This is a genomic window from Shewanella sp. ISS20 (assembly GCF_056522965.1).
Genome location: NZ_JAWRZK010000001.1, coordinates 2991409 through 3014946, shown reverse-complemented (window position 1 = coordinate 3014946; position 23538 = coordinate 2991409). Strand labels below are relative to the sequence as shown.

The window sequence follows — 23538 nt, the reverse complement described above, 5'->3', positions numbered from 1 at the left end:
GTTGTTTATGATCTTATTTTTATTATGCGTGGTACACAGGCTAACTTTTTGCTTTAAAAAAAGGACCCTCAACGGGTCCCTAATTCATATCAATTCAACGCGGCTTTCTGAACATCGACAATTTCACGAATACCGTGCTTGGCCAGCTCCAGCATTTCTAATAATTCTTCATGGCTAAACGGCTCACCTTCGGCTGTGCCTTGAATTTCGATAAGCTTGCCGGTTTCGGTCATCACTACGTTCATGTCGGTTTCAGCAGTGCTGTCTTCGATGTATTCCAAATCGCAAATGGCTTCGCCATCAAAAATGCCCACACTCACGGCAGCAATTAAGAATTTTAATGGGTTAGCTTTTAATACGCCCTTAGCGCGCGCCCAATTTAAGGCATCCACTAAGGCCACACAGGCACCGGTAATAGCCGCGGTACGAGTACCACCGTCGGCTTGAATCACATCACAGTCAATCACTATGGTGTTTTCGCCCAGTAATTTCATATCCACCGCGGCGCGCAGGGCGCGGCCAATTAAGCGTTGGATTTCTTGAGTACGACCAGATTGCTTACCACGGGCAGCTTCGCGGTCCATGCGGCTGTGAGTTGAACGCGGCAACATGCCGTATTCTGCGGTTACCCAGCCTTGGCCTTGGCCTTTTAAGAAGCGCGGAACACCTTCAGTGAAGCTGGCAGTACACAGCACTTTAGTTTCACCAAACTCCACTAACACTGAACCTTCAGCATGAGCAGTAAAGTTACGGGTAATGGTGATCGGACGGGTTTGTGCTGGGGTACGCTTGCCTGGACGCATGAGAATTCCTGTGCTTAATAATTTGATTAAATCTGGGGGCATATTATAAGGACTTTCCACATATATGCCATGATTTGCATGGCCAAATCGTGGCCTAGGCCGTTAAAGGTTCCCCCAGAGTCGACCCAAGGCTATAATCTGCATTTACTTTCGACGCCATCTGGAAACTTCGCATGATCCAAAGCATGACAGCCTACGCCCGTATCGAACACAAAGCCGACTGGGGCACTGCCTCATGGGAAATCCGCTCAGTCAATCAACGCTATTTAGAAACTTACCTGCGTTTACCAGAGCAGTTTCGCAGCTTTGAACCTGCCTTACGCGATCGCCTTCGTAAACGCCTGAATCGCGGCAAAATCGAAGTGAACTTGCGTTATGAGTTGGCCGAGAATACCAACAATGAATTACAACTCAATCAAGCCTTAGCCAAGCAACTGCTTGGCGCGGCGCAGTGGTTAAAGCAAGAAGCCGGCCAAGGTGAAGTCAACCTCACTGATATCTTACGCTGGCCGGGCGTACTTTCTAGCGCTGAGCGTGATATGGATGCAATTGGCGCCGATTTAATGGCTGCCTTTGATGCTGCTATCGATCAATTTATTGAAGCTCGAGGCCGCGAAGGCGCCGCTATCAACGATATGCTGCAAGCCCGCCTTGATGGCGTAAGCGAACAAGTGGCCATAGTGCGCGCGCACATGCCACAAGTAATGCAATATCAGCGTGACAAGCTCACCAACCGTTTAGCCGAAATTAAAGGCGAGCTAGACTCAGCCCGTATCGAGCAAGAAATGGTGTTACTGGCACAAAAGCAAGACGTTGCAGAAGAGATGGATAGACTCGAAGCTCATGTCACTGAAGCGCGTCGCATCCTTAAGAAAGGCGGCAGCGAAGGTCGCCGTTTAGATTTTATGATGCAAGAATTTAACCGCGAGTCAAACACCTTAGCCTCTAAATCTATCAGCTCAGAAATCACCTCAGCCGCCGTTGAGCTTAAAGTGCTAATTGAGCAAATGCGCGAACAGATCCAAAACGTGGAATAACCTACCACGAGTTTAAGCTAAGCTCCGCAACTAAAAACACCCAGCCATTGCTGGGTGTTTTGCGTTTAGAAACGCGAATTTTTGTTTCTAGCTAGCCGAGCTAAATTGCGTATTTAGAGGGTATATCAAGGCTGACTAAACTAAATAGGCGAGTCTTTTGACTGGCGCATGACCTACCACAGCTTAATAAAAAGGAGCGGGATCAACACTTAAACTACTTGGTGACACGCCGCGCTCTATGCCTAATTCAGATTTATTCAAATCCAGATAATCTATGTCGGTGTAACGCTGATGCTTAAGTGAATAAAAGCATTTAACGATAGGGTGCAGGGCGTCGCGTTCTTTAGCATCCCAGACTATGCCTACGCGACCATCGGATAACTCAACCAGTGAGCCCACGGGATAAACGCCAACACAGCGAATAAATTCATAGACTAGCTGTTGATCTAAATGAAACGGCGTCAGGCTCAATAAGATTTTAAAGGCCGAGGCCGGACTCATTGCCTGCTTGTAGCAACGAGTAGCAGTTAACGCATCGAAAATGTCGCAAATACAACTCATGCGCCCGTGAAGCGGAATTTGATCAGCGTTTAAGCCCCTAGGATACCCCTTACCATCGAGCTTTTCATGGTGCATCAAACACACATCTTTGGAAACTTGCGACAAGCCCTTAGCGGCTTTCATTTCTTCTAAGGCATACACTTGGTGCAGCTTCATGTGCTCAAATTCTTCAGGCGTAAGCTTACCAGGCTTATGCAATATCTGGTTATTAACACGAATTTTGCCGACATCATGGAGTATACCGCCAATAGCCATATCTTTAAGAAGTTGCTTATCAAGCTTGAGGTGGCGCCCAAAAGTCACCAGTAAGAAGGCGACATTAACTGAATGCTCTAACAGATAAGCATCTTTAGTGCGCAGCGCCGAGATACATTTAAAGGCATCAACATCTAGCATTACCGACTCAATCATGTTCTCTGCTAAGGCTTCAAATGGCTCAACTTTTATCGCCTTGCCTTCATAAATTTCACCCAATACTTTTTTGATGAGGCCCTTGGCTTCACCTAATAATTTTTTGGCATTGGTTTGGCGTACGTCGCGATTGCCGCCACTGGTGGTTGAGGTTTTAGATTTAGCTTGAACAATTGAACCTGGCGCCGATTTACTAGGGTCTATCCACACAAACTTGATGCCACTTTTAATGATTTTAGCGATGGCAGTTCTATCTTGAATTTGCCCCGCATTGGCGATAGTGACTTTGCCGGAATCATCAATGGCAGCTACAAACATACCTACGGCTAATTTAGCAACGGATACCCTCTGCAGCTCATCCTTGACGGTGGAACTCTCCATTGACTGTCTACTCCAAGATGCGAACGACAATACTATAAACATACGACAAGAAATGTTTCCTTGCCTACATGCGACCCCTTGAAATCCCGCATAATCACTCGCCAGACGCCGTAACAACGGCCAATGCCGCGCTTCATGTGATTAATAGCTAAAGGATAGCTCAATTCAAAATTTAGGCATGGACATAAATTTCACGAGAGAGACTTAATGGTGTTAAGACCCACCACGGCTAAGTAGTCGTTAGTCGGTTTGCTGATATGTTTGAACAAGCGCTGTTAGCCACAGCATAAATTCATCACTTTAGTCAGCCAAAGCATCCACATGTTGGCTAAGCTCACAAGCTGAACCGATTTAGTTGACACTGACCGCGCTGACAGCATAATTTGAGCGGTTATTAATAGCTAACTCACCTTAGCCTTAGATAAGTTGCAATCTAACTTAGCGGGCACGGTATGAGTCTTTGATCGCTGCAGGAGTTCTCTTTGCCTTTTCAGTCGTTGTTGTCTGCCATTGAAACCCTAAAGGGAAAAATCGAGTCTCTACGCAATGAGCCGTTTGGTATCAAAGATAGCTTACTGCAATTATCCAGTGACATTGATGCTATCCCATTGATTTCTTGGCTAGCTAGCCAGCAAACTTACCCAAAAATTTATTGGCAAGGCCGCGATAAAGTGGAAGAAGTCGCTGCCATTGGTCGCTGCCTAGAATTCTTCTTCGAGCAAGACAGCAGCGATGAACAGTTAGCCCAAGCTTATCAAAGACAACGTCAACTCAGTGATAACCCACAAATTCGCTATTATGGCGGCCTCGCCTTTGACCGTTCCATTGCCAGTTGGACTGAATATGGCCAAGCCAGATTCGTGTTACCACGGATAGAACTGCGTCGCAGCGCCGAGCAATTTAGTTTAAGGATCAATATTAATGTCGACGCCCCTGAACTCAATGCCGAACTTGATGATGCGCTGCGCTGTTTAGCCCTGATGAAACCGGCTAGGCCACTCATGCCGCCCCATAAACTGAGTTTATTAGCGCGTCACGACCAACCTTCATTTGATCGCTGGCAAACGCTAGTGCAGCAAGTGACTGGGGCGGACTTTAATCAAGCCACGCCTAAAGTAGTGTTATCCCGCTTAACTCAGCTAGATATTGATGGCGAAGCCAACCCTTGGATGGTGTTAGCTTGCTGGCAAGGACGTAATCCCAATAGCTTTCAATTTGGCTTTCAATTTACTCCTGAGCATTCCTTTATTTCTTGTTCGCCAGAGCGGTTATTTCGTCGTCGCCAACGGGAATTATTTACCGAAGCCTTGGCGGGCACCACGCTTAGGGGCTTAAGTGATGAGGAAGACCAGCAATTAGCGCGCGCCTTGTTGGATGACAATAAAAACAAATACGAAAACCAATTAGTCCGTGAACATATTGTCGATATGCTGACCCCGCTCAGCCAGTATGTTGGCGCCGATGAGCAGCCGCGAGTCTTTAAACTGACGCACATTCAGCATTTGCACCGCGCTATCCGCGCCGAGCTCAAGTCTGAAATTAATGATTTTGACTTATTGCTCGCCTTGCACCCCACCCCTGCCGTTGGCGGCTTACCAAGACGCGCCGCCATGGATTTTATTCGTGAGCAAGAAGGTTATCAGCGCGGTTGGTATGCCGGCGCTTGCGGTTATTTTAATGCCATTGAAAGTGAATTTGCGGTAGCGATCCGCTGCGCCTTGTTTGAACAAGGGCGCATTAATTTGTTTGCCGGTGCTGGCATAGTGGCAGGCTCAGATCCGCAAGCCGAGTGGCAGGAGTTAGAAAACAAACTCGCTACTATCATCTCAATTCTTATCGATTTCTAGCCTCAAGACTTGCATTCTGTTGATGGCTCCCTATAATTTGCGACCCCTAGTAGTAGTCCAGCACTGAGCTACCAAGGCACACGAAATCCGCGGGTTCCCTAACCCCGCCAATAAACTAAAAAGGCTACAAGATGCTTATGCTTTCTAACGCGCAATATCAGCGCGCGCTGTTGTTATTGACCGCGTTTCATATTTTTATCATTACTGCCAGCAACTATCTGGTGCAGTTACCTTTCCAAATCTTTGGTTATCACACCACTTGGGGCGCGTTCAGCTTTCCTTTCGTCTATTTGGCGACCGATTTGACTGTGCGTATTTTTGGCCAGCAGCAAGCGCGCGGTATTATCTTTAAAGCCATGGTGCCAGCCTTAATTATCTCCTACATTATCGGCGTGCTGTTCCATCAAGGCAGTTTCCAAGGCATGGGCTCCTTAACTGAATTCAACGCCTTTATGTTCAGAATTGCCTTTGCAAGTTTTGCCGCTTATTTGGTGGGGCAACTGATGGATATTAAAGTATTCGCCAAAATTCGCGCCCAGCGCAGTTGGTGGGTGGCTCCTGCGGCATCGACTTTTATCGGTAATTTTATCGATACCTTAGTGTTCTTCAGCATAGCGTTTTACGCATCCAATGATGTGTTTATGGCGCAGCACTGGCCTGAGATTGCCTTAGTGGATTATGGCTTTAAACTTGCCATTAGCTTTGCGCTGTTCTTACCGGCCTACGGGGTATTACTGCGAGTATTACAAGACAGAATTCTCACGCCCGATAGCACTAGCAAGTTGGCATAAGCCTGCCTGCTACTACTGCGCCACATGGCGCAGTAGTAACAACTCCCCTTTCCCTGTAAAGACACCAACCAAAAACAGCAGTTAGGGCTGCTGTTCTTGGATTATCTAGGCTTTTTTCTGCGGCAATAGTTTGGGAATACTGACAGCTAGTCAGTCATAAGCTGTGTTGTAGAAGCAAGCAGTAAATCATTAGCAAGCCAAGCGTTCAGGCTGCCAGTATTGATTAGCTGAGGTGGACTCACGCCATTGCAAAATCATCACAAACTACTTGCGCAATCAAATGATAATGATTATCATTTGATTGCGTTCCGAGCATTCATCATGATTCGCTCTTAGTCACATCCCTCTGCATGTGACTACCTTCAGCACTTTTGTTGAACCGAGATAATTCTCGGTTTTTTTTTGCCGAATTTTTTGGCTAATGTTGCGCTTCAGAGTCTTTCGTGGCTGCACTAAAATGCAAGCCATCGTAGGGATTGCCATCATTGTTTTCTTTGGCAAATTGATACACACCTATAATGAACTTAGTGCCCTGACCTAAGGTAGAACTCACTTCAATGGTGCCACCAAGGCGCTTAATAATGCCATAACTTAGGGATAAACCTAGACCTGTGCCATCTTTGCGTGTGGTATAAAACGGGTCGAAGATTCGGTTTAATACGCTATCGGCAATACCGCAGCCTTCATCTTCCACTTCTATACGCGCGCCTATGGGTAAGTGACCATTCTCAAGGGATTCATTGGCTTGATACCAATCATGAGTACGGATCCAAATTCGCCCCTTACCCGCCATGGCATGAGTGGCGTTAATCACTAAGTTAATCAGCACTTGTAATAACTGTTGCCGATTAATTTCAACGGAGCATTTGGCGTTAAATTCTTTAATTAACACCACTTCTTGCTGTGAAATTGAGTGTCTAACTAACACCATAGTTTCTTCAAGAATAGGGCTAAGGTCATGCATCTCAAGCGGCGCATTAAATTCACCCGGCCGGCTGTATTGCAGCAGGCTGCGGATAATAGTGCTTATCCTATCCACCTGCTGAATAATCAAATCGATTTCTTCTTCCACTAAGTTTGAGGCATCACCAAGCTCATAACGAATTAATTCCATGTTGCCTAAGATCACGGCCGTCGGATTATTAATTTCGTGAGCAATACCTGCGGTTAGCTCACCTAAGGCCGTGAGCTTTTCATTGGTCACTAACTGTTGGCGGGTTTCATTGAGAAGCTTAACGTTGCGCTCCAGCTCTAAGGTTTTTTCTTGAAGGCTAAAGGTACGCTGCTCCACTTTCATTTCTAACTGCTCAGCCGCCGCTTGAATTTCAAGATTGCGGGCTTGGAGTTGATCAAGCATCAAATCAAACTGCGCCGCTAAATTGGAGAGTTCATTGTCACGCTCTAGCTCCAATGGCCCAATGCGCATATTGCGCCCTGATTGCACCCCTTTAACCACATGATGAATACGCTCTATGGGTTGCAATAAACTGTAAGCGCCGCGATACACCAGCAAGCCTGACACTAAGAGCACTAACATTAGAATGCTACCAAGCTCCAAGATGTTTAATAGGTAGTTATGGACAAAGGGGGATTCAGAAAATCCAGTATAAATCATGCCAATGCGTTTACCGCGCACATCCCTCAAGGGCGCATAAGCTGACACAAACCAATCATCCACCACAAATGCGCGATCAACCCAAGTGTTACCCGTGGCCAATACCTTTTGCTCAACTTCTTGCGATACTAAACTGCCTAAGGCGCGCCCTAGGTCTTGGCCTTCTCGCGGATAAAAATTAAGCGGAACATTAGTCGCAATCCGAACATTGCCTAAGAAAATAGTGACAGCGCCGATGGAGCGCGCAGGCAAAGTGCCCTCTTCATACACTAAATCACGAATATCATCGACTATGTTGGTATTGCGATTCAGCAAAATACCGCCATCAAGATACCAAAATACATTGCCTTGGCTATCGGCCACAGGCAATACGCTGCGACTCACGAAGCCACGCGATAACTTGCTAACGTCTGGTAGATTGGCATGATGAGTCGCTTGAATATCGATAATGGCTTGCTTAGCAAGCTCAGTGGACAAACGCTCAAGCGCTTGATTTGACATCACCATTAACCCAGAAAACGCCTGATTTTGCTCAGTCTTTGGTAGCATCTGGCGTAGATCTGGGTCAGCCTGCGCTTCGGCTACTGGCACCAAGCGTAAAAAATCTAAGCCTAATGTCTTCTGCTGCTGAGACAGACAAGCTTCAAAAACCTCAGTGCTTGGCATGCTCGCCATATGCTGAAAATGATTTTGAAAGGCCCACGAAGATACGACATTTTGCAATTGGGCGGCTTGTCGTGTTTGTAAGCTCGACAAGGTATTTTGCGCCACAGCTAAATCGGCTTTCACCTTCATAAATAGCTGTTGGCCTGTGTAGCTAATGTTCCAATAAATAGTGATAAACACTAGGCTGACTAAGGTCAGCAAGATAGGCAGCAAGGTTAAAATTAAGATGCGATAGCGCACCTTAGCCTTCATTTGTAACCAGCTCATGCCGAAAACCCGCCGAAACCTTTCACTCAGCCACTTCATTTAGCCTTGCACCTCACCTGAGTCACCCTCAAACCACTCTTTGTACTTACGGTCTAAGGTTTTGCGCGATACGCCTAAGTCACGTGCCGCCGCGCTTTTATTGCCATCATAAGCTGCGACCACGCGGGTAACATGATCTTTTTCTACTTGTTTCAGCGGCCAATCAGGGGGATAACCCGATTGAATTGGTTCATTACTAATAGCCGGTTTGCGCCAGTATTCCGCCGGCGGCTTACCTAACAGCAAGCAGCGCTCAATCATGTTTCTTAACTCGCGAATATTGCCTGGCCAGTCGTATTGCTGCAACTTAAGTAAATCTTCATGGCTCCACACTACATCCTTAACGCCAAGCTCTGCGGCCAGCATTAAAGTGAAATAATGGGTTAATTCCACGATATCATCACGTCGCTCGCGCAGCGGTGGAATAACTATATCGAGCACATTGAGGCGGTAATATAAGTCTTGGCGGAAATTGCCAGCATTAACCTCATCAATCAAGGTGCGGTTCGATGCCGCAACTACTCGCACATCAATGGCGACTTCTTTCTCGCTGCCCACAGGGCGCACTGATTTTTGCTCTAATACGCGCAGTAATGCAGTTTGCATTTTAAGCGGCATTTCGCCGATTTCATCTAAAAAGATGGTGCCACCAGAGGCAAAGCTAAATAAACCTTCGCGGCTCGCTTTGGCGCCAGTAAAGGCGCCAGCCGCATGGCCAAACAATTCACTTTCAAGTAATTCTGGGGCAATGGCGCCGCAGTTCACCGGCACAAATGGGCCTTGGCGACCGCTAAGCTGATGTAATTGCCGCGCCACCAACTCTTTACCTGTGCCGGATTCGCCTTGAATAAGCACCACAGAGTTAGTGGGCGCGACTCTGGCGATAATATCTTTCACATCTCGCATCGCCTGCGAGTTACCGATTATGGTACTGGCATAACCAATCGATACTTCGCGGCGCAGCATCAAGTTCTCGCGCTTTAATAAACGCCGCTCGATACATCTATCCACAGCCGTCATCATTTGCTCTAAATGAAACGGCTTCATGATGAAATCAGATGCGCCAGCGCGCAGCGCCCGAATGGCGATTTCCATGTCGGCATAACCCGTCATAAAAATCACGTCCGAGCGGCGCTCTTGATCGGATAAGGCTTCGTGCCATTCAATACCACTGCGCCCGGGGAGGCGAATATCCACCAGCAATAAATCGAAATGACAGCGCTGACGTAATTGCTCTGCTTCTTCGACACTGCCTGCGGTTTCCACTAAGGCGAACTTTTTGGCTAATGCTTTGCTTAAAAAACTGCGCATGCCAGGCTCATCATCAACAATTAATACTGAGACAGCGGTAGGCATGGTAATAGACTTAGATGGGTTCAGGCTCATATTGTCCTCTGGTGGACATTTTGACTCAATTAAGGGGGAGTCTAGCAAAGGTCTGGTCAAGATTGGTCACTATGCACCAAAAAATCTGACTAATAGGACATTTTGTCCAAAAGTTGTGACCTCGACGGGTGTCTAACTTCACGTTTTTTTAAGAATTCACGCTCAGATCGCCATTTGAAACTTGGCATCATTTTTGCTTGTACGCACGTTTGATTAATGGCATAACATAGCCGCAGCCGTATATTTCTCAGTGCTCGCGGTATCTTAAGATGGACTTCAGGAGCTTTCATGAAAAGTAAAACTATTAGCCAATGGATAGCGCTAACCTTAGGCGTATTATTTTTGGCCGCAGCCCCAGCTAAAGCCGATAACCAGGTGGTTAAATTAGCCACTACCACTAGCACCGAGAACTCAGGCTTATTAGCCGACCTTCTGCCTACCTTTGAAAAAGAGTCAGGTTACAAGGTGCAAGTGATAGCAACGGGTACTGGCAAGGCGCTGGCTTTAGGTCGTCAAGGCGATGTGGATGTTGTTATGACTCACGCGCCAGATGCAGAAGCTAAGTTTGTGGCAGAAGGTTTTGGTTGGATGCCACGCGGCATCATGGAAAATGACTTTGTTATCTTAGGCCCAAAACATGACCCTGCGGGCATCCGCAGCAGCAAAACTGCCGCTGAAGCTATGCAGCGTATTGCCCAGTCAGATGTGCCTTTCATCTCTCGCGGTGACAACTCAGGCACTCACATGAAAGAGCTGGCCTTATGGCAAGAAGCCGCTATGTCACCAGAATTTTCTGGTTACACTTCTGTAGGTCAAGGCATGGGTAAAACCATTCAAATGGCTAACGAATTACACGCTTATACCTTGTCTGATCGTGGCACTTATGTGGCTTACAAAAATAAAACTGACTTAGCCATTGATTTTGATGGTGGCAGCGCTTTAGCTAACCCATATCAAATCATCTTAATCAGCCCAAAGAAATACCCAGAACTGAACCACAAGGGTGCTCAGGCCCTGTCTGATTGGTTGATTTCAGATGCGGCGCAGCAAATGATTAATCAATATAAAGTGCAAGACGAACAGTTATTCAAGGCTACTTACAAGCGATGATTGATAGCTGGACAGCCTTGATGCAGCAGGCCATTGGCCTGCTGTTTTCACTTAATCACGACGTGTGGTCGATTATTGGCGTGTCTTTTATCGTCTCTATCGCCGCACTGCTGATCACGCTCATCCCTTCGATTCTTTTAGGCTTCCTACTCGCTTTTACCCGCTTTCCTGGACGGTGGGTCGTCACTAACTTAGTGCAAACGCTGCAATCTATCCCAACCGTGGTCATAGGCCTGCTGGTATATTTACTGCTAACTCGCACCGGCCCCATGGGCGATTTAGGCTGGTTATTCACTCAAAAAGGCATGATTTTAGGCCAGATGATGATTTGCGCTCCCGTGCTCATTGCCATGAGTCAGGCCGCATTTTCGAGCGTAGATAGACGCGCGTGGGAAACCCCGCTGACTATGGGTGCCACTAAACTTCAAGCCGTATGGGTGGTGTGCCGCGAACTCAGGGCGCCATTAACGTTAGCCATCATTGCGGCATTTAGTCGCATAGTCACGGAAGTCGGTTGCTCTATGATGGTGGGCGGCAATATCATGTACGTGACTCGCAATATCCCAACCGCGATTGCGCTTGAAACCAGTAAGGGAGATTTTGCTCAGGCCATAGCCTTAGGTCTGGTATTATTGATACTGGCGCTATTACTGAATTTTGGAATAGGCAGTTTTAGAGGCAAAGCTGAGCCTCGCAGTCATTAATACAGGTTTTTATGCTAACACTCCAAGCCACCGACCTTGTGATGCAATTTGAGCAACGTCGTTTATTTTCTATCCGCTCATTGCAATTTAGCCAAGGGCAGCGCATTTACCTGCAAGGTGAAAATGGTTGTGGTAAAACCACATTAATGAGAGTGTTAGCTGGGCTAATTAAGCCCACCCAAGGACAGTTGGTAGTCAATAACCAAGGCGCCAAGCATTCACCTTTAGGCCAAGTAGTTTATCTGCATCAGCACCCGTATCTTTTTGAAGGCAGCGTTGACTACAACTTAGCCTTTGCGGCGCGCTTTAGTCACGACCCAAGCCAAATAGCCCAAAGACGCGAGCAAGCCATTAGCATGGCCAAACTTGAGCACTTACTTACCAGTAACGCTTCCATTCTTTCGGGCGGCGAACGCCAACGCTTGGCTATCGCTAGGGCTTGGATACTCAACCCTAAGTTATTATTGCTCGATGAGCCTATTTCCAATATGGATAGTGAATCTAGCCAGTTAGTACAAACTATGGTGAGCACTCTTGCCGAGCAAGGCTCGGGCTTATTACTCACCAGTCATCAGCGCTGCGGCTTAACCGATATATGTGAGCAGCACTGGCGCATCGACAATCAGCGACTGATAAGCCAGCCCTGGTTATGTAAGCATCACGAGGAAAAACAATATGTCAGCAATTAAGGCGGTGATTTTAGCCGGTGGCAGAGCTCAGCGTATGGGCGGTGATGATAAAGGACTTGTCATCTTAAACGATAAAGCCATGATTGAGCATGTCATCGACAGGATCAATACTCAAGTCGCTGACATAGTGATAAATGCTAATCGTAATCAAGACGTGTATGCCCGTTATGGCTACTTAGTGGTGAGCGATCAAGACTCAGGCTTTTTAGGCCCACTTGCTGGTATTATTAGCGGCCTCAATGAATGCGATGCCAATAGCCAATACCTGATCACAGTTCCTTGTGATTGCCCTTTGCTGCCGCTGGATTTAGTGGCTCGCATGCAAGCGGCCTTAGAATCCCAAGACGCCGATCTGGCCGTTGCTACTGATGGCAAACGAACTCAGCCTGTGATCATGCTGCTTAAACCCCATTTACGCGACTCAATGCAGGCCTTTTTAGATGGCGGCGATCGCAAAATCGAACTTTGGTATCAACCGCTCAACGTTGCTGAGGTAAGCTTTGCTGATCAGCCGCAGGCATTCATCAATGTGAATACTCAAGAGCAGAAACAGCAACTGGCTACCACTCTTAAAAGCATGGTTAAGTGAGACATTAATGACCCTTCCATTCTCAAATCCGCTGTCTATTCCCGTACTTGGATTTTGTGCCTACAGCGGCACAGGCAAAACCACCTTGTTGAAGCAATTGATCCCTGAATTAAACCGCCGCGGTTTACGCTTAGCAGTGATCAAGCATGCTCATCATAATTTTGATGTGGATATTCCAGGCAAAGACAGCTACGAAATGCGCAAAGCCGGTGCCAGACAAATGCTGGTTGCCTCCCATGTGCGCTGGGCATTAATGACCGAAGATGCGCTAGAGGGTGACCCGCAATTACCGCATTTATTGGCACAAATTGAAGCCGATAAAGTCGATATCGTCTTAGTCGAAGGCTTTAAAAAGCTGCAATTACCTAAGATTGAATTACACCGCGCCGCCCACGGCAAGCCGTTTATTCATGAGCATGATGACAATATTCTTGCAGTCGCTTGCTGTGATGACACAGTACTGCCTGCATCTATGCCAAGGTTGGATTTAAACAACATAGATGCCATTGCCGATTATGTCATGAGCTATGTCTCTGACTGGCAGCCAGCACACAAGGCTGCGCAGCTAGTCGTAACAGCAGAGCCTGCATTAGCCCAGCGCCCAATGACCACAGTTGCGCCAGCTCACACCAGTCAAACCTTAAGCGTTAACCAAGGCGTGCAAGCCATTTTAAACTGCGTCACGCCATTAACTGAGCATGAATTACTGCCATTAGCCGAGCTTAGCGGCGCAGTATTGGCCACAGATGCGATTTCACCAGTGGATGTACCGCAGCAAACTAACTCGGCGATGGATGGCTTTGCACTGGCTTATGACGCGGATATTGCAAAGTATCAGATAGTTGGCCAAGTTTTAGCGGGCCACAGTTTTGAGCGCGCGCTTAACACCGGCGAAGCCGTGCGCATTATGACTGGCGCCCCCATTCCTGCGGGCGCAGATACTGTCGTACCAAAAGAGCTCACCACAGAGCAAAATGGCCACATGAATTGCCATGATGACGTTATTCGCGGTCAACATGTGCGCTTAGCGGGGGAAGATATTCGCCAAGGCGCCACCGCCCTTACCTCAGGTCAGCGTTTAGGCGCCGCCGAAATAGGCCTGTTGGCATCCCTTGGTTTTGCCCATGCCACTGTGGTTAAAAAGCCTGTGGTGGCGGTATTTAGTACTGGCGATGAAGTGAGTCAACCGGGCGAGGCTCTCAAGCCTGACTGCATTTATGATGCGAACCGCTATACCATCAGCGCCATGGCTACAGCCTTAGGTTGTAAAGTTATCGATCTTGGGATTATCGAAGATTCTGAGGCCTCGTTAAGCGCAGCCTTAAGCCAAGCGGCCACTCAAGCCGATGTGGTCATTAGTTCTGGCGGCGTATCGGTTGGCAATGCCGACTACATCAAAACTGTACTCGCCCAACTTGGCCAAATTAATTTTTGGCGAATCAACATGCGCCCAGGGCGACCACTCGCTTTTGGGCAAGTTAACAAGGCACTGTTCTTTGGTTTGCCAGGTAACCCAGTGGCTGTGATGGTGTCTTTCCTGCAATTCGTGCAACCTGCGTTAAGAAAGCTCGCCGGTGAAGCGCAGTGGCAAGCTAAGTGGCTGCCAGCTATTAGCGATCAAATGCTGCCAAGCCGCCAAGGACGCAGTGAATTTTTACGCGGTGTTTATCATCTTGGCGATGATGGCCGTTTACATGTACGCACGACTGGCCCCCAAGGCTCTGGTATGCTCAATTCCATGGTTAAAGCCAATTGCTTAATCGTGATTGATGATGCTGATGATGCTATTGCGGCTGGGCAAATTGTGTATATTCAGCCATTTGCTGATTTGCTCTAGGTTTTCAGCATGAGTTTATTGCTCGATAGATTTGATCGCCAAGTGGAATATTTACGCTTGTCGGTCACAGATAGATGCGATTTTCGCTGCGTATATTGCATGAGTGAAGATCCGTGTTTTTTAAACAAGGATCAAGTGCTCAGTTTGGAAGAATTGGCGCAAATCGGCCAAGCCTTTACTGAGCTTGGGGTCAGTAAAATCCGTCTAACTGGCGGCGAGCCGTTAGTGCGCACTGACTGCGATCAACTGGTATCAGCCTTAGCTCAACTACCTAACTTGCGCGAGCTGTCGATGACTACCAATGGCTCGCGTTTAACTAAGCTCGCGCCCAATTTAAAAGCGGCGGGCTTATCGCGGCTTAATATCAGCTTAGACACCTTAAATCCCGAAAAATTTACCGCATTAACCCGCAACGGCAAACTTGAGCGGGTGATTGCGGGCATTGATGCCGCGAAAGCCGCAGGCTTTGATCGCATCAAGATCAATGCTGTGATCCTTAAAGGTCACAATGATGATGAGGTTATCGACTTAGTTGATTTCTGCCGCGGCCGTTCACTCAATATTGCTTTTATTGAAGAAATGCCACTTGGGGAAATATCTGAACGTAAAACCGCCCGTCATTGCAGCAGCGATGAAGTGCGCGCCATCATAGAGCAAAAATATCCCTTGGTATTATCGGCAGAACGCACCGCTGGACCTGCACGTTATTATCAAATGGCCGACAGCGATATCCACATCGGCTTTATTTCGCCCCATAGCCATAATTTTTGTCATGAGTGCAATCGCGTCAGAGTCACGGTCGAAGGTAAGTTACTCTTGTGCCTTGGCAATGAAAATGCGGTGGATTTAAAAGCGCTGCTGCGTGAGTATCCAGGCGATATAGCAAGGCTAAAACAAGTGATTAGTGAAGCTATTTGGCATAAGCCGAAGCAGCACGATTTTGGCGCTGAAGGCGACACTCAAATTCTGCGGTTTATGAATGTCACTGGTGGTTAAGCGCTAATGATGGCAAATAACGGGTGGCTAGACTGAGCGTCTGACACTCGTTACACTGTCATTGACCCCATCACAAACCACTGCTGGATAGGCTAAGCCATGGCGATCACTCGAAAGCAAATCAATAACCTCATCATTATTTTTTGTCTGCTTTTTATTTCCAGCATGTATTACATCAATCAATATATTAATCCGCCGAGCGCCCCCACTCAGGCGTTATTTGATGCCAGCACTCCACTGCAACAATTACAGTTACAACAAGACTGGCTCAGCATAGACAAACACGTGGTGAAATGCAGCGCCAGCGTGAGTAATTGCCAAGCATGGGTACAAGCTTGGCAAAGCTTAACCATTTCACCGTTAGCGACTGAGCCAGAGATAGTCTCAGAACCAATGGAGTTGTTAATTCAAGCGGGTAACCTGAGTGAGATGCAATTATGGCTGTATTTTCCTGAGCAAAGGCTATTAAAGTCGCCATCAAGTAATTGGTTTATTATCCCGCCAAGCCAAAATCCAGCGTTAATACCTAGCGCCAACACTCATAGTTAGGGGCCATATGCCTGAGTTACCAGAAGTTGAAGTTACGCGTCAGGGAATTAGTCCGCACTTGCTTGATCAGCAAGTGACAAACTTTATTGTGCGCAATCCAAATTTACGCTGGCCAGTGCCTGACGTCGCGGCCAATATCATAGGCCACACCATTCGCAGCATTAAGCGCCGCGCTAAGTATTTACTGCTAGAAACCGATGCTGGTACTGCCATTATCCATTTAGGCATGTCAGGCAGCTTGCGGGTGTTAGCCGCGAATACCCCAGTGGAAAAGCATGACCATATTGACTTAGTCATGGCCAATGGCCGCGCTTTGCGTCTAAACGACCCGCGCCGCTTTGGCGCATGGTTATGGAGTGAGTTGCCAGATGGGCACCATCCTGTGCTAGCCAAATTAGGCCCAGAGCCGTTAAGCCCTGAATTTACTGCCGATTACTTGTTTAACGCCCTTAAGGGTAAGAGCAAGGCGATTAAACTGGCATTAATGGATAATCATATCGTCGTGGGCGTTGGTAATATTTATGCCAACGAGGCACTCTTTGCCGCCGGTATTCATCCGCAAGCCGCAGCTGGTAGCATTACTCTGTCTAAGCTTAAGCAACTGACTGAATGTGTAAAAACCATTTTGGCCAATGCCATTAAACAAGGCGGAACTACCTTAAAAGATTTTACCAATGCCGAAGGCAAGCCAGGTTATTTTGCCCAAGAACTGCAAGTGTATGGCCGCGGTAATCAAGCATGTAAACAATGCGGTTTATTGCTGACAGAAATAAAATTAGGCCAACGAGCGACAGTGTTTTGTCGCCATTGCCAACCGTAGCCCATGAAAAAAGGCGCCTTAGCGCCTTTTTATGCTGACCTCATCAACGAGTCATGGGTGCCCTAGTCAATGAGTAAGCGAGTTAAATTGATACGTTAGAAACGATATTCGTAACTGCCAAATACGCCGCCATTACTGTCATTGCTATCCACAAATTCAGAGCGTGAAGCTACCCCGCCCACTGTGACCATACCTTGCCATAATGGCAAACGGTAAGATAATTCCAGCATCAGCAAGTCTTCTTTCGGTGTAATCGGCGCCCAGCCATTATTAATGCTTACACCGTCTTTATTTAATTGGGCGTAGCGCACAAACGCATTTAGGCCTTGGCTATTGGCAAATTGCGCCACCATACCTAACACATAAACCTGCGCGTCACTGTCATAAGTTGAGCCTAACGCTCGGCCGTAGTAGCGCGAGCCACTTAAATAAGTGCTGTGTTCATAAATACAATTGAAGACGTTTTCGTCTTCGCCACAAGCACGCAAGGTATCTGAGTATTCCAAGAACACCTTATATTGTTGCTCGGCATCACCAAAGCGACTATCGACACCATAAAGTACAGCGCAGTCCGCAATATCCCAAGGCATGGAACCAGTAGCATCTTCACACGTTCGCTCTAAGTAGGCCCCAACGGGGATATTCCATAGGGTGTCACTATAGCGCACATCAAAACCAGCAATCATGTTGCCATAGCTAGAGCAACCTACTTCATCAACATTGTCAGCGCGACAGTCTCGTTGACCAGTAATAGCTTTAAATGCCGAGCTAACATCGCATTCTTGCCCTTCGCCACAAAATTGTGTGGTCCAAGAGCCACCAATTTCCAGCTGCTTAAATGGGCGAATCGAGGCGCGCATATTCCATAACATGGCATTGGGCGCATATCGCTCTTGCTCATATACACTCAGCCCAGCCGTTAAGGTCCATGGACCAAGCCAAGATAACCAAGGAGTTTCAAAACCATGGGCATCATTACGACTTAGCATAATAGACGGCATAGGTCGGGCATTAGTGCTCTTGATTAAACCATTATCAAAACTTGGGCCCCACCACTGCTCCAGTGTTCCTGCGGTAATGACCCAGTTACCTAGCACCATAGCCATATAGGAGTCATCAAATCTAAACTCTTTCTCATCTAACGGGTCATAATTGGCAGAACCAGATAATTTAAAGGAGAAGCGCGTTCCTGTGTATTCTTGCGAAACTTTTAGCTCACCTTGCTCACGATAATCGCTGCCAAAATGTTGAAAACGGGCAGGATCGCTGGCAGCCACAAGTTTTACTTTAGTATTACCGCGGTTTTCAATGGCATTGCGATAATAAAAATTAACGCGAGCAAAAGCCGCAACTTGCGCTGGTGTCATTAACGATGGTTCGGCTTTCGCTAAATCCACCCCAATACCCGCCCACATTAACGGATAAGTATTGACTGGAACCGTTATCACACCAGCATCAGCAAGGGCCTGAATATCCGACCTTAGGTAAATATCAGAAGTATCAACCCAAGGCGCAGCAACGACTGAGCAACTAGAAAAGAGTATAGCGGCCATCATGGCCTTATAAATATGTGTCATTAACTTCTTATTTAAGTTTGGCATGTAGCGCAGCGACCACATCTGGATGAACAAATTGGCTCACGTCACCGCCATGCAAGGCGACTTCTTTAACTAAGGTAGACGAAATAAACGAGTTTTCTTCTGCCGGTGTCATAAACACACTCTCAAGCCCTGGGCTTAAGCGGCGATTCATATTAGCCAGTTGGAATTCATATTCAAAATCAGATACCGCCCGCAAACCACGTACTAAAATGCCCGCTTGCTGCGCTTTAGCGAAATCCACCAATAACCCTGAAAAACCCACCACTTCAACATTCGACAAGTGAGACGTGACCTTTTCAACCAAAGCGACTCGCTCGGCTAAACTAAACTTAGGTTGTTTACTGGGATTGGCCGCGATAGCAATCACCACCGTATTAAACAACTTTGATGCCCGCTCAATGAGATCAGCGTGACCATTAGTTATAGGGTCAAAAGTTCCAGGATAAATAGCGCGAGTGTGCATAACAAGCTTCCTTTCGCGTTGGCAAAATAACGAGCAAAGATCCTACCTTGCCTACCGCGGTTTGTGAATGATTAATCCCATTTAAGTTCTAAAATATCATGCTTGTGCGAGATACGACTCACCTTACAGGCTAGACAATAGCTAATAGCCACTCTATTAGTAAGTGATTAATTATCATTAATTTCCATTTTGCTTGGCGCACTTTAGCCAAAGTGCTTAAAATAACGCTATTTTTTAAGAGGGTTAGCCATGAAAAAGCTCATAGTGGATCTTGATGGAACATTAACTCAAGCAAATACCTCTGATTATGCAAAGGTTTTGCCTAGACTCGATGTGATAGCTAAGCTGAGACAATACCATGCTGATGGTTTTACTATCGTTATCGCAACGGCTCGCAATATGCGCACTTTCGAGGGCAATGTGGGTAAAATCAATATTCATACCTTACCTATAATTACGGCTTGGCTTGATGAGCATCAAGTTCCTTACGATGAAATTTTAGTGGGTAAACCTTGGTGTGGTCATGAAGGTTTTTATGTCGATGATAGGGCGATTCGTCCATCAGAATTTGCCCGCTTAACGCTGGCGCAAATCAATCAGCTAATAGAGCAGGATAAAACATGTACCTGATCACCTCAGCGGCTCTTATTAGCCATGACCTACAATCAGAATTTGGGCCACTGCCACCAAGCTTTTTACCTGTTGGTAATCAGCGCCTATTTCATTACCAGTTAGCCTTGATCCCAAGTAATAGGCGGATCATTTTAACTCTGCCGGAAGGTTTTGAACTCGGTGCTTATGATCAGCAAGTATTAATGCAGCATCAAGTTGAAGTGTTATTTTTACCAGCAAAGTTATGCTTAGGCGAATCAGTTGTTTATGCGCTAAATCTTATTGAATTTAATCCACAAACGCCGCTATATATATTGCACGGTGATACTTTAGTTGATCATCTCGACATTGAGCCCGACAGCATAGGTATTAGTCAAATTGACAGTAACTATGATTGGGCCGAATACCTGCCTGAAACCGGTCGACTCCAGCAATATTCAGATAAGCGCCCACCTGTCAGCAATTTAATCGCCAATGGTGTGTTTAGCTTTGCCAATCCTCGAGCCTTGGTTAGGCATTTAATACAAGCTAATTGGAATTTTATTGATGGGATTAATGGTTATCATAAGGAGCACAAGTTAACTCCGGTACAATTTGATACTTGGTATGATTTTGGTCACGGCCATACCTATTACCAATCGAAAAGCCGCATGACCACTCAAAGATCATTTAATGAAATGCAAATCTGCGGTCAAATTGTCACTAAATCTAGCCATAAAAAGATTAAGCTAGCCGCGGAAATTCATTGGTACCAAGCTATTCCGGGTGATCTACGTCGCTATACCCCACAGTTATTAGCCAGCCAAGAAACCGACAACAGCGTGCAATATAGTATTGAGTATTTACACCTAACTGCACTCAATGAACTTTATGTTTTCAGTCAATTACCAGCTTTTGCGTGGCGAAATATTCTTAAAGCCTGTGGTAATTTCTTAAAACAAGCACAGCAATACTCACAACCAGAGCAACTTACCCTCACCGACCTCTTTATCAGCAAAACTCAAGAGCGGCTGCAGGAGTTTGCGACTGAGCAGCTCATTGCTTTAGATTCACCATTAATAGTCAATGGCGAGAGAGTCTGTAGCATCAATGAATTAGCGCGACTGAGTGCAAATTACTTACCTGCTGATAATGGCAATATCAATGTCTTACATGGTGATTTTTGCTTCAGTAATATCTTGTATGATTTTCGAACCTGCGAAATCAAAGTCATTGACCCTAGGGGGTTAGATGCCAATAATCAGATGAGTATTTATGGTAATAGTTATTATGATATTGCCAAACTAGCTCATTCAATCTTAGGTCTCTATGATGTGATAATTGCAGGCTACTTTGAAGCTGAACTAGTTGATAATAAGCTTGATTTCAAGCTAGTGATATCAAAGCGCCGTCAGCAAATCATGCGTGATTTTATTAACATGATGCAGCAAGAATTTGCCCTCAATAGCCAACAGCTGTATGCGATGCAAGTTCAATTATTTCTATCTATGCTACCACTGCATCAAGACCGCCCAGATAGACAGCGAGGCTTTATCGGCAATGCGTATCGGCTCTTTGCCAAAATGATTGCACTACAACCAGGTGACCTATGATAGTTATCCCTATGGCGGGGCTTAGCTCCCGTTTTTTTAACGCGGGCTATACCGAACCTAAATACATGTTACCCGCCCATGGTATGCCTTTATTCGATCATGCCGTGCTAAGTTTTAAAGACTACTTTAGCAACACTCAATTCCTATTTATTGTACGTAACTTATATAACACCCCAGAGTTCGTTGCCAATCGCTGCCAAGCCCTTGGCATTGCAGACTATAAAATTGTTGTATTAGAGCAAGATACGCGCGGTCAGGCAGAAACCGTTTACCTTGGATTAGATGAAGTAAATGATGAGTGCCCTATTACTATTTTCAATATTGATACCTTTAGGCCGAATTTCATCCTGCCAGAGATAGCAAGCCATGCCGATGGATATCTGGAAGTGTTTAAAGGTGAAGGCAGTAATTGGTCTTATGCCAAGCCTGCATCGGCAACCAGCAACCTAGTTGTCGCCACGGCCGAAAAGAACCCTATCTCAGATCTTTGTAGCACAGGCTTGTATCACTTTGCCCATGCCGCAGATTTCAAGCGCGCATTTGAGAAAGAAGTGCGCAAACCTGTGAGTGACTGGCAAAAAGCAGAGCTTTATATCGCTCCGCTTTACAATGACCTCATTCAAGCGGGCAAAGATATTCGCTATCACCTAATTGAGCGTGACCAAGTTATTTTTTGTGGCGTTCCCAGTGAATACGACCAATTTGTTGCTCAAGAGATAATCCCCAAATGATCCGCTTTGAAGATATTAGCGTAGTGATTCAAGGGCCTGTTCAAGCCTCAACCACAAGAGCGCAAGAGCCAGGCATCACGCAGAAGTGCATTGAAAGTGTACGAGAGCACCTACCTGGTGCAACTATTATAATTTCGACGTGGGAAGGTCAAAATTATCAAGGTCTTGAACCTGATTTGCTGTTATTAAACCAAGATCCAGGTGGCACTATCACTTCATTTTCCCGTGAAGGAAAGCCTGGAGCTTTAAACTTTAATCGCCAGTTACTGTCAACTTCCGCTGGTCTTAAACAAGTCAAAACACCCTATGCAATAAAACTGCGATCAGATAACTTTTTGACCGGTAATCATTTTGTTGACTACCAGCAACAGTTTACCCATAGAAATCCCGCAGATAGCGTGTTTAGCGAGCACGTAATTGTGTGTACTAGTTACTTTCGCCGTTTTGCCGATGGTCAGGAAGTTGTAATGCATCCAAGTGATTTTTTTTACTTTGGTCGAACCGAAGATTTACTTAAGATATGGGGTATCCCCCCATTTGCTGACCTGCAGTACGATACGAGTAAAACGGGTGAATTGCAGTACCGCGGCGCCCCAAAAACAGCGCCGCATGCCGAACAAATTTATTGCAATGCTTGGTTACGCGAATTAAATCCAAACATTCCTTATCTAGAACACAGGCACCATGCAACACAAGCTATGATTGCATGGTGGCAGCGATTTATGGCATCTAACTTGGTTATTTTAGAGCCACAACAACTAGGGCTTGGGTTAATTAAGCGCTTTATCCCAAAATCCAAGCGCCCAAATGAAATGAGCTATCTCGATTGGTTGTTACTATATAAACAGTATTGTGATCCGAATACCCAAGCTTCTCGCTTAGAATTATTTAGAACCTTAGGCTGGCGTAGACTGGTTAAACTACCCTTAAGCCGTCTTAAATTTAAATCTAAAGCAGTAAAAAAATTCAAATAATCAAATTGGGCACCAAAAAAGGATAGCGATCAGCAAGCATTTTACCTTCAATCAAGGTAACGATTTATGCTTGCTGATAATTGGGATAATCCTCAAGGGTGAGATTTTATTTATCGCCTAAGACCGCCGACTATTACGCTGGCGCTAAACGACTTATTTAAAAACACTTAAATCATTTATTGTTAAGCAACGCTCATTCGCAGCTGTTACTATCATAAGTTTTAACGAATTAAGTCGCTAGATTCCTATTGCCTCTTAAGGCAATCGTTTTGATTATTATTTTTCACCGGCGAAACATTTTCATTTAGCAGGCTAGGAACCTGCGGGGCTGAATTTGGAACCAACCAACTAACCAGTTATATCAATTCATCAGCATTACGGGCAGCGCTCATTTGGAGGTAACAATTTTTTGCTTCCAATGTTCATTAACTACTTTACTACCCCATTTATCAGGGAGAAAAATAAAA

The 23538-nt window shown here is 46.1% G+C and carries 21 protein-coding genes; 15 read left to right on the top strand and 6 right to left on the bottom strand.

Translation table 11 applies throughout. The annotated features are described in order from the left end of the window. Positions 1–89: 89 nt before the first annotated feature. Positions 90–803, bottom strand: coding sequence for a ribonuclease PH (gene rph / locus AC1HDP_RS13735; RefSeq protein ID WP_479639170.1), 714 nt, complete (start codon positions 801–803; stop codon positions 90–92). Between the two features lie 173 nt (positions 804–976). On the opposite strand from rph, the gene AC1HDP_RS13730 reads away from it, so the two are divergent. Continuing rightward, a complete protein-coding gene (locus AC1HDP_RS13730) occupies positions 977–1840 on the top strand; it encodes a YicC/YloC family endoribonuclease (RefSeq protein ID WP_479639169.1) in 864 nt (287 codons plus the stop codon). 183 nt (positions 1841–2023) lie between these two features. On the opposite strand, the gene AC1HDP_RS13725 is transcribed toward AC1HDP_RS13730, so the two are convergent. Further along, entirely contained in the window at positions 2024–3193 is a 1170-nt protein-coding gene (locus AC1HDP_RS13725; protein WP_479639168.1) for an HD-GYP domain-containing protein, read from the bottom strand. A 482-nt stretch (positions 3194–3675) separates the two neighbouring features. Between AC1HDP_RS13725 and AC1HDP_RS13720 the strand changes: the two genes are divergently transcribed. Together AC1HDP_RS13720 and AC1HDP_RS13715 are read left to right on the top strand one after the other, a co-directional pair. Then, positions 3676–5040, top strand: coding sequence for an isochorismate synthase (locus tag AC1HDP_RS13720; RefSeq protein ID WP_479639167.1), 1365 nt, complete (start codon positions 3676–3678; stop codon positions 5038–5040). Positions 5041–5171: 131 nt separating this feature from the next. Then, complete coding sequence (locus AC1HDP_RS13715; protein ID WP_479639166.1) at positions 5172–5831, top strand: 7-cyano-7-deazaguanine/7-aminomethyl-7-deazaguanine transporter; 660 nt, start codon at positions 5172–5174, stop codon at positions 5829–5831. 418 nt (positions 5832–6249) lie between these two features. Here the strand turns inward: AC1HDP_RS13715 and AC1HDP_RS13710 are convergent, their stop codons facing one another. Together AC1HDP_RS13710 and AC1HDP_RS13705 are read right to left on the bottom strand one after the other, a co-directional pair. After that, positions 6250–8418: a sensor histidine kinase gene (locus tag AC1HDP_RS13710; protein WP_479639165.1), complete on the bottom strand. Its 2169-nt coding sequence runs from the start codon at positions 8416–8418 to the stop codon at positions 6250–6252. Next, complete coding sequence (locus tag AC1HDP_RS13705) at positions 8419–9804, bottom strand: sigma-54-dependent transcriptional regulator (RefSeq protein ID WP_479639164.1); 1386 nt, start codon at positions 9802–9804, stop codon at positions 8419–8421. It abuts the gene before it with no gap. A 288-nt stretch (positions 9805–10092) separates the two neighbouring features. On the opposite strand from AC1HDP_RS13705, the gene AC1HDP_RS13700 reads away from it, so the two are divergent. The 8 genes from AC1HDP_RS13700 (at position 10093) to mutM (ending at position 17098) form a co-directional block, all read left to right on the top strand. Next, a complete protein-coding gene (locus AC1HDP_RS13700) occupies positions 10093–10914 on the top strand; it encodes an ABC transporter substrate-binding protein (RefSeq protein WP_479639163.1) in 822 nt (273 codons plus the stop codon). Further along, positions 10911–11618, top strand: coding sequence for an ABC transporter permease (locus tag AC1HDP_RS13695; RefSeq protein ID WP_140930300.1), 708 nt, complete (start codon positions 10911–10913; stop codon positions 11616–11618). The genes AC1HDP_RS13700 and AC1HDP_RS13695 overlap by 4 nt, the downstream gene beginning before the upstream one ends. Before the next feature lie 11 nt (positions 11619–11629). Continuing rightward, positions 11630–12307 carry an ABC transporter ATP-binding protein gene (locus AC1HDP_RS13690; RefSeq protein WP_479639162.1) on the top strand — a complete coding sequence of 226 codons (678 nt, stop codon included), beginning with the start codon at positions 11630–11632 and terminating at the stop codon, positions 12305–12307. Then, positions 12294–12896: a molybdenum cofactor guanylyltransferase MobA gene (gene mobA / locus AC1HDP_RS13685; protein WP_479639161.1), complete on the top strand. Its 603-nt coding sequence runs from the start codon at positions 12294–12296 to the stop codon at positions 12894–12896. Before AC1HDP_RS13690 ends, mobA begins: the two co-directional genes overlap by 14 nt. Before the next feature lie 7 nt (positions 12897–12903). Further along, positions 12904–14733, top strand: coding sequence for a bifunctional molybdopterin-guanine dinucleotide biosynthesis adaptor protein MobB/molybdopterin molybdotransferase MoeA (locus AC1HDP_RS13680; protein ID WP_479639160.1), 1830 nt, complete (start codon positions 12904–12906; stop codon positions 14731–14733). Positions 14734–14742: 9 nt separating this feature from the next. Then, a complete protein-coding gene (moaA, locus tag AC1HDP_RS13675) occupies positions 14743–15729 on the top strand; it encodes a GTP 3',8-cyclase MoaA (RefSeq protein WP_479639159.1) in 987 nt (328 codons plus the stop codon). A 99-nt stretch (positions 15730–15828) separates the two neighbouring features. Beyond that, the gene (locus AC1HDP_RS13670; RefSeq protein WP_479639158.1) at positions 15829–16278 is read left to right on the top strand and encodes a hypothetical protein; all 450 of its coding nucleotides are present in this window, start codon (positions 15829–15831) and stop codon (positions 16276–16278) included. A 7-nt stretch (positions 16279–16285) separates the two neighbouring features. Further along, positions 16286–17098 carry a bifunctional DNA-formamidopyrimidine glycosylase/DNA-(apurinic or apyrimidinic site) lyase gene (gene mutM / locus AC1HDP_RS13665; RefSeq protein WP_479639157.1) on the top strand — a complete coding sequence of 271 codons (813 nt, stop codon included), beginning with the start codon at positions 16286–16288 and terminating at the stop codon, positions 17096–17098. 95 nt (positions 17099–17193) lie between these two features. Here the strand turns inward: mutM and AC1HDP_RS13660 are convergent, their stop codons facing one another. Both AC1HDP_RS13660 and coaD read right to left on the bottom strand, forming a co-directional pair. Continuing rightward, a complete protein-coding gene (locus AC1HDP_RS13660) occupies positions 17194–18675 on the bottom strand; it encodes a capsule assembly Wzi family protein (protein ID WP_479639156.1) in 1482 nt (493 codons plus the stop codon). Positions 18676–18682: 7 nt separating this feature from the next. Beyond that, entirely contained in the window at positions 18683–19162 is a 480-nt protein-coding gene (gene coaD, locus AC1HDP_RS13655; RefSeq protein WP_479639155.1) for a pantetheine-phosphate adenylyltransferase, read from the bottom strand. Between the two features lie 249 nt (positions 19163–19411). On the opposite strand from coaD, the gene AC1HDP_RS13650 reads away from it, so the two are divergent. Genes AC1HDP_RS13650 through AC1HDP_RS13635 form a run of 4 tightly spaced genes read left to right on the top strand, consistent with a single transcriptional unit; the run spans position 19412 to position 23071 of the window. Beyond that, positions 19412–19792, top strand: coding sequence for an HAD hydrolase family protein (locus tag AC1HDP_RS13650; protein WP_140930291.1), 381 nt, complete (start codon positions 19412–19414; stop codon positions 19790–19792). Then, entirely contained in the window at positions 19783–21366 is a 1584-nt protein-coding gene (locus AC1HDP_RS13645) for an aminoglycoside phosphotransferase family protein (RefSeq protein ID WP_479639154.1), read from the top strand. The genes AC1HDP_RS13650 and AC1HDP_RS13645 overlap by 10 nt, the downstream gene beginning before the upstream one ends. Next, the gene (locus AC1HDP_RS13640; RefSeq protein WP_479639153.1) at positions 21363–22097 is read left to right on the top strand and encodes a glycosyltransferase family 2 protein; all 735 of its coding nucleotides are present in this window, start codon (positions 21363–21365) and stop codon (positions 22095–22097) included. The genes AC1HDP_RS13645 and AC1HDP_RS13640 overlap by 4 nt, the downstream gene beginning before the upstream one ends. Next, a complete protein-coding gene (locus AC1HDP_RS13635; RefSeq protein ID WP_479639152.1) occupies positions 22094–23071 on the top strand; it encodes a WavE lipopolysaccharide synthesis family protein in 978 nt (325 codons plus the stop codon). The genes AC1HDP_RS13640 and AC1HDP_RS13635 overlap by 4 nt, the downstream gene beginning before the upstream one ends. Positions 23072–23538 lie beyond the last annotated feature (467 nt).

What these genes read in the sequence shown, in the direction of transcription:
- rph (WP_479639170.1), bottom strand. Translation starts at nt 803, where the DNA reads ATGCGTCCAGGCAAGCGTACCCCAGCACAAACCCGTCCGATCACCATT.
- AC1HDP_RS13730 (WP_479639169.1), top strand. Translation starts at nt 977, where the DNA reads ATGATCCAAAGCATGACAGCCTACGCCCGTATCGAACACAAAGCCGAC.
- AC1HDP_RS13725 (WP_479639168.1), bottom strand. Translation starts at nt 3,193, where the DNA reads ATGGAGAGTTCCACCGTCAAGGATGAGCTGCAGAGGGTATCCGTTGCT.
- AC1HDP_RS13715 (WP_479639166.1), top strand. Translation starts at nt 5,172, where the DNA reads ATGCTTATGCTTTCTAACGCGCAATATCAGCGCGCGCTGTTGTTATTG.
- AC1HDP_RS13710 (WP_479639165.1), bottom strand. Translation starts at nt 8,418, where the DNA reads ATGAAGTGGCTGAGTGAAAGGTTTCGGCGGGTTTTCGGCATGAGCTGG.
- AC1HDP_RS13705 (WP_479639164.1), bottom strand. Translation starts at nt 9,804, where the DNA reads ATGAGCCTGAACCCATCTAAGTCTATTACCATGCCTACCGCTGTCTCA.
- AC1HDP_RS13700 (WP_479639163.1), top strand. Translation starts at nt 10,093, where the DNA reads ATGAAAAGTAAAACTATTAGCCAATGGATAGCGCTAACCTTAGGCGTA.
- AC1HDP_RS13695 (WP_140930300.1), top strand. Translation starts at nt 10,911, where the DNA reads ATGATTGATAGCTGGACAGCCTTGATGCAGCAGGCCATTGGCCTGCTG.
- AC1HDP_RS13690 (WP_479639162.1), top strand. Translation starts at nt 11,630, where the DNA reads ATGCTAACACTCCAAGCCACCGACCTTGTGATGCAATTTGAGCAACGT.
- mobA (WP_479639161.1), top strand. Translation starts at nt 12,294, where the DNA reads ATGTCAGCAATTAAGGCGGTGATTTTAGCCGGTGGCAGAGCTCAGCGT.
- AC1HDP_RS13680 (WP_479639160.1), top strand. Translation starts at nt 12,904, where the DNA reads ATGACCCTTCCATTCTCAAATCCGCTGTCTATTCCCGTACTTGGATTT.
- moaA (WP_479639159.1), top strand. Translation starts at nt 14,743, where the DNA reads ATGAGTTTATTGCTCGATAGATTTGATCGCCAAGTGGAATATTTACGC.
- AC1HDP_RS13670 (WP_479639158.1), top strand. Translation starts at nt 15,829, where the DNA reads ATGGCGATCACTCGAAAGCAAATCAATAACCTCATCATTATTTTTTGT.
- mutM (WP_479639157.1), top strand. Translation starts at nt 16,286, where the DNA reads ATGCCTGAGTTACCAGAAGTTGAAGTTACGCGTCAGGGAATTAGTCCG.
- AC1HDP_RS13660 (WP_479639156.1), bottom strand. Translation starts at nt 18,675, where the DNA reads ATGACACATATTTATAAGGCCATGATGGCCGCTATACTCTTTTCTAGT.
- coaD (WP_479639155.1), bottom strand. Translation starts at nt 19,162, where the DNA reads ATGCACACTCGCGCTATTTATCCTGGAACTTTTGACCCTATAACTAAT.
- AC1HDP_RS13650 (WP_140930291.1), top strand. Translation starts at nt 19,412, where the DNA reads ATGAAAAAGCTCATAGTGGATCTTGATGGAACATTAACTCAAGCAAAT.
- AC1HDP_RS13645 (WP_479639154.1), top strand. Translation starts at nt 19,783, where the DNA reads ATGTACCTGATCACCTCAGCGGCTCTTATTAGCCATGACCTACAATCA.
- AC1HDP_RS13640 (WP_479639153.1), top strand. Translation starts at nt 21,363, where the DNA reads ATGATAGTTATCCCTATGGCGGGGCTTAGCTCCCGTTTTTTTAACGCG.
- AC1HDP_RS13635 (WP_479639152.1), top strand. Translation starts at nt 22,094, where the DNA reads ATGATCCGCTTTGAAGATATTAGCGTAGTGATTCAAGGGCCTGTTCAA.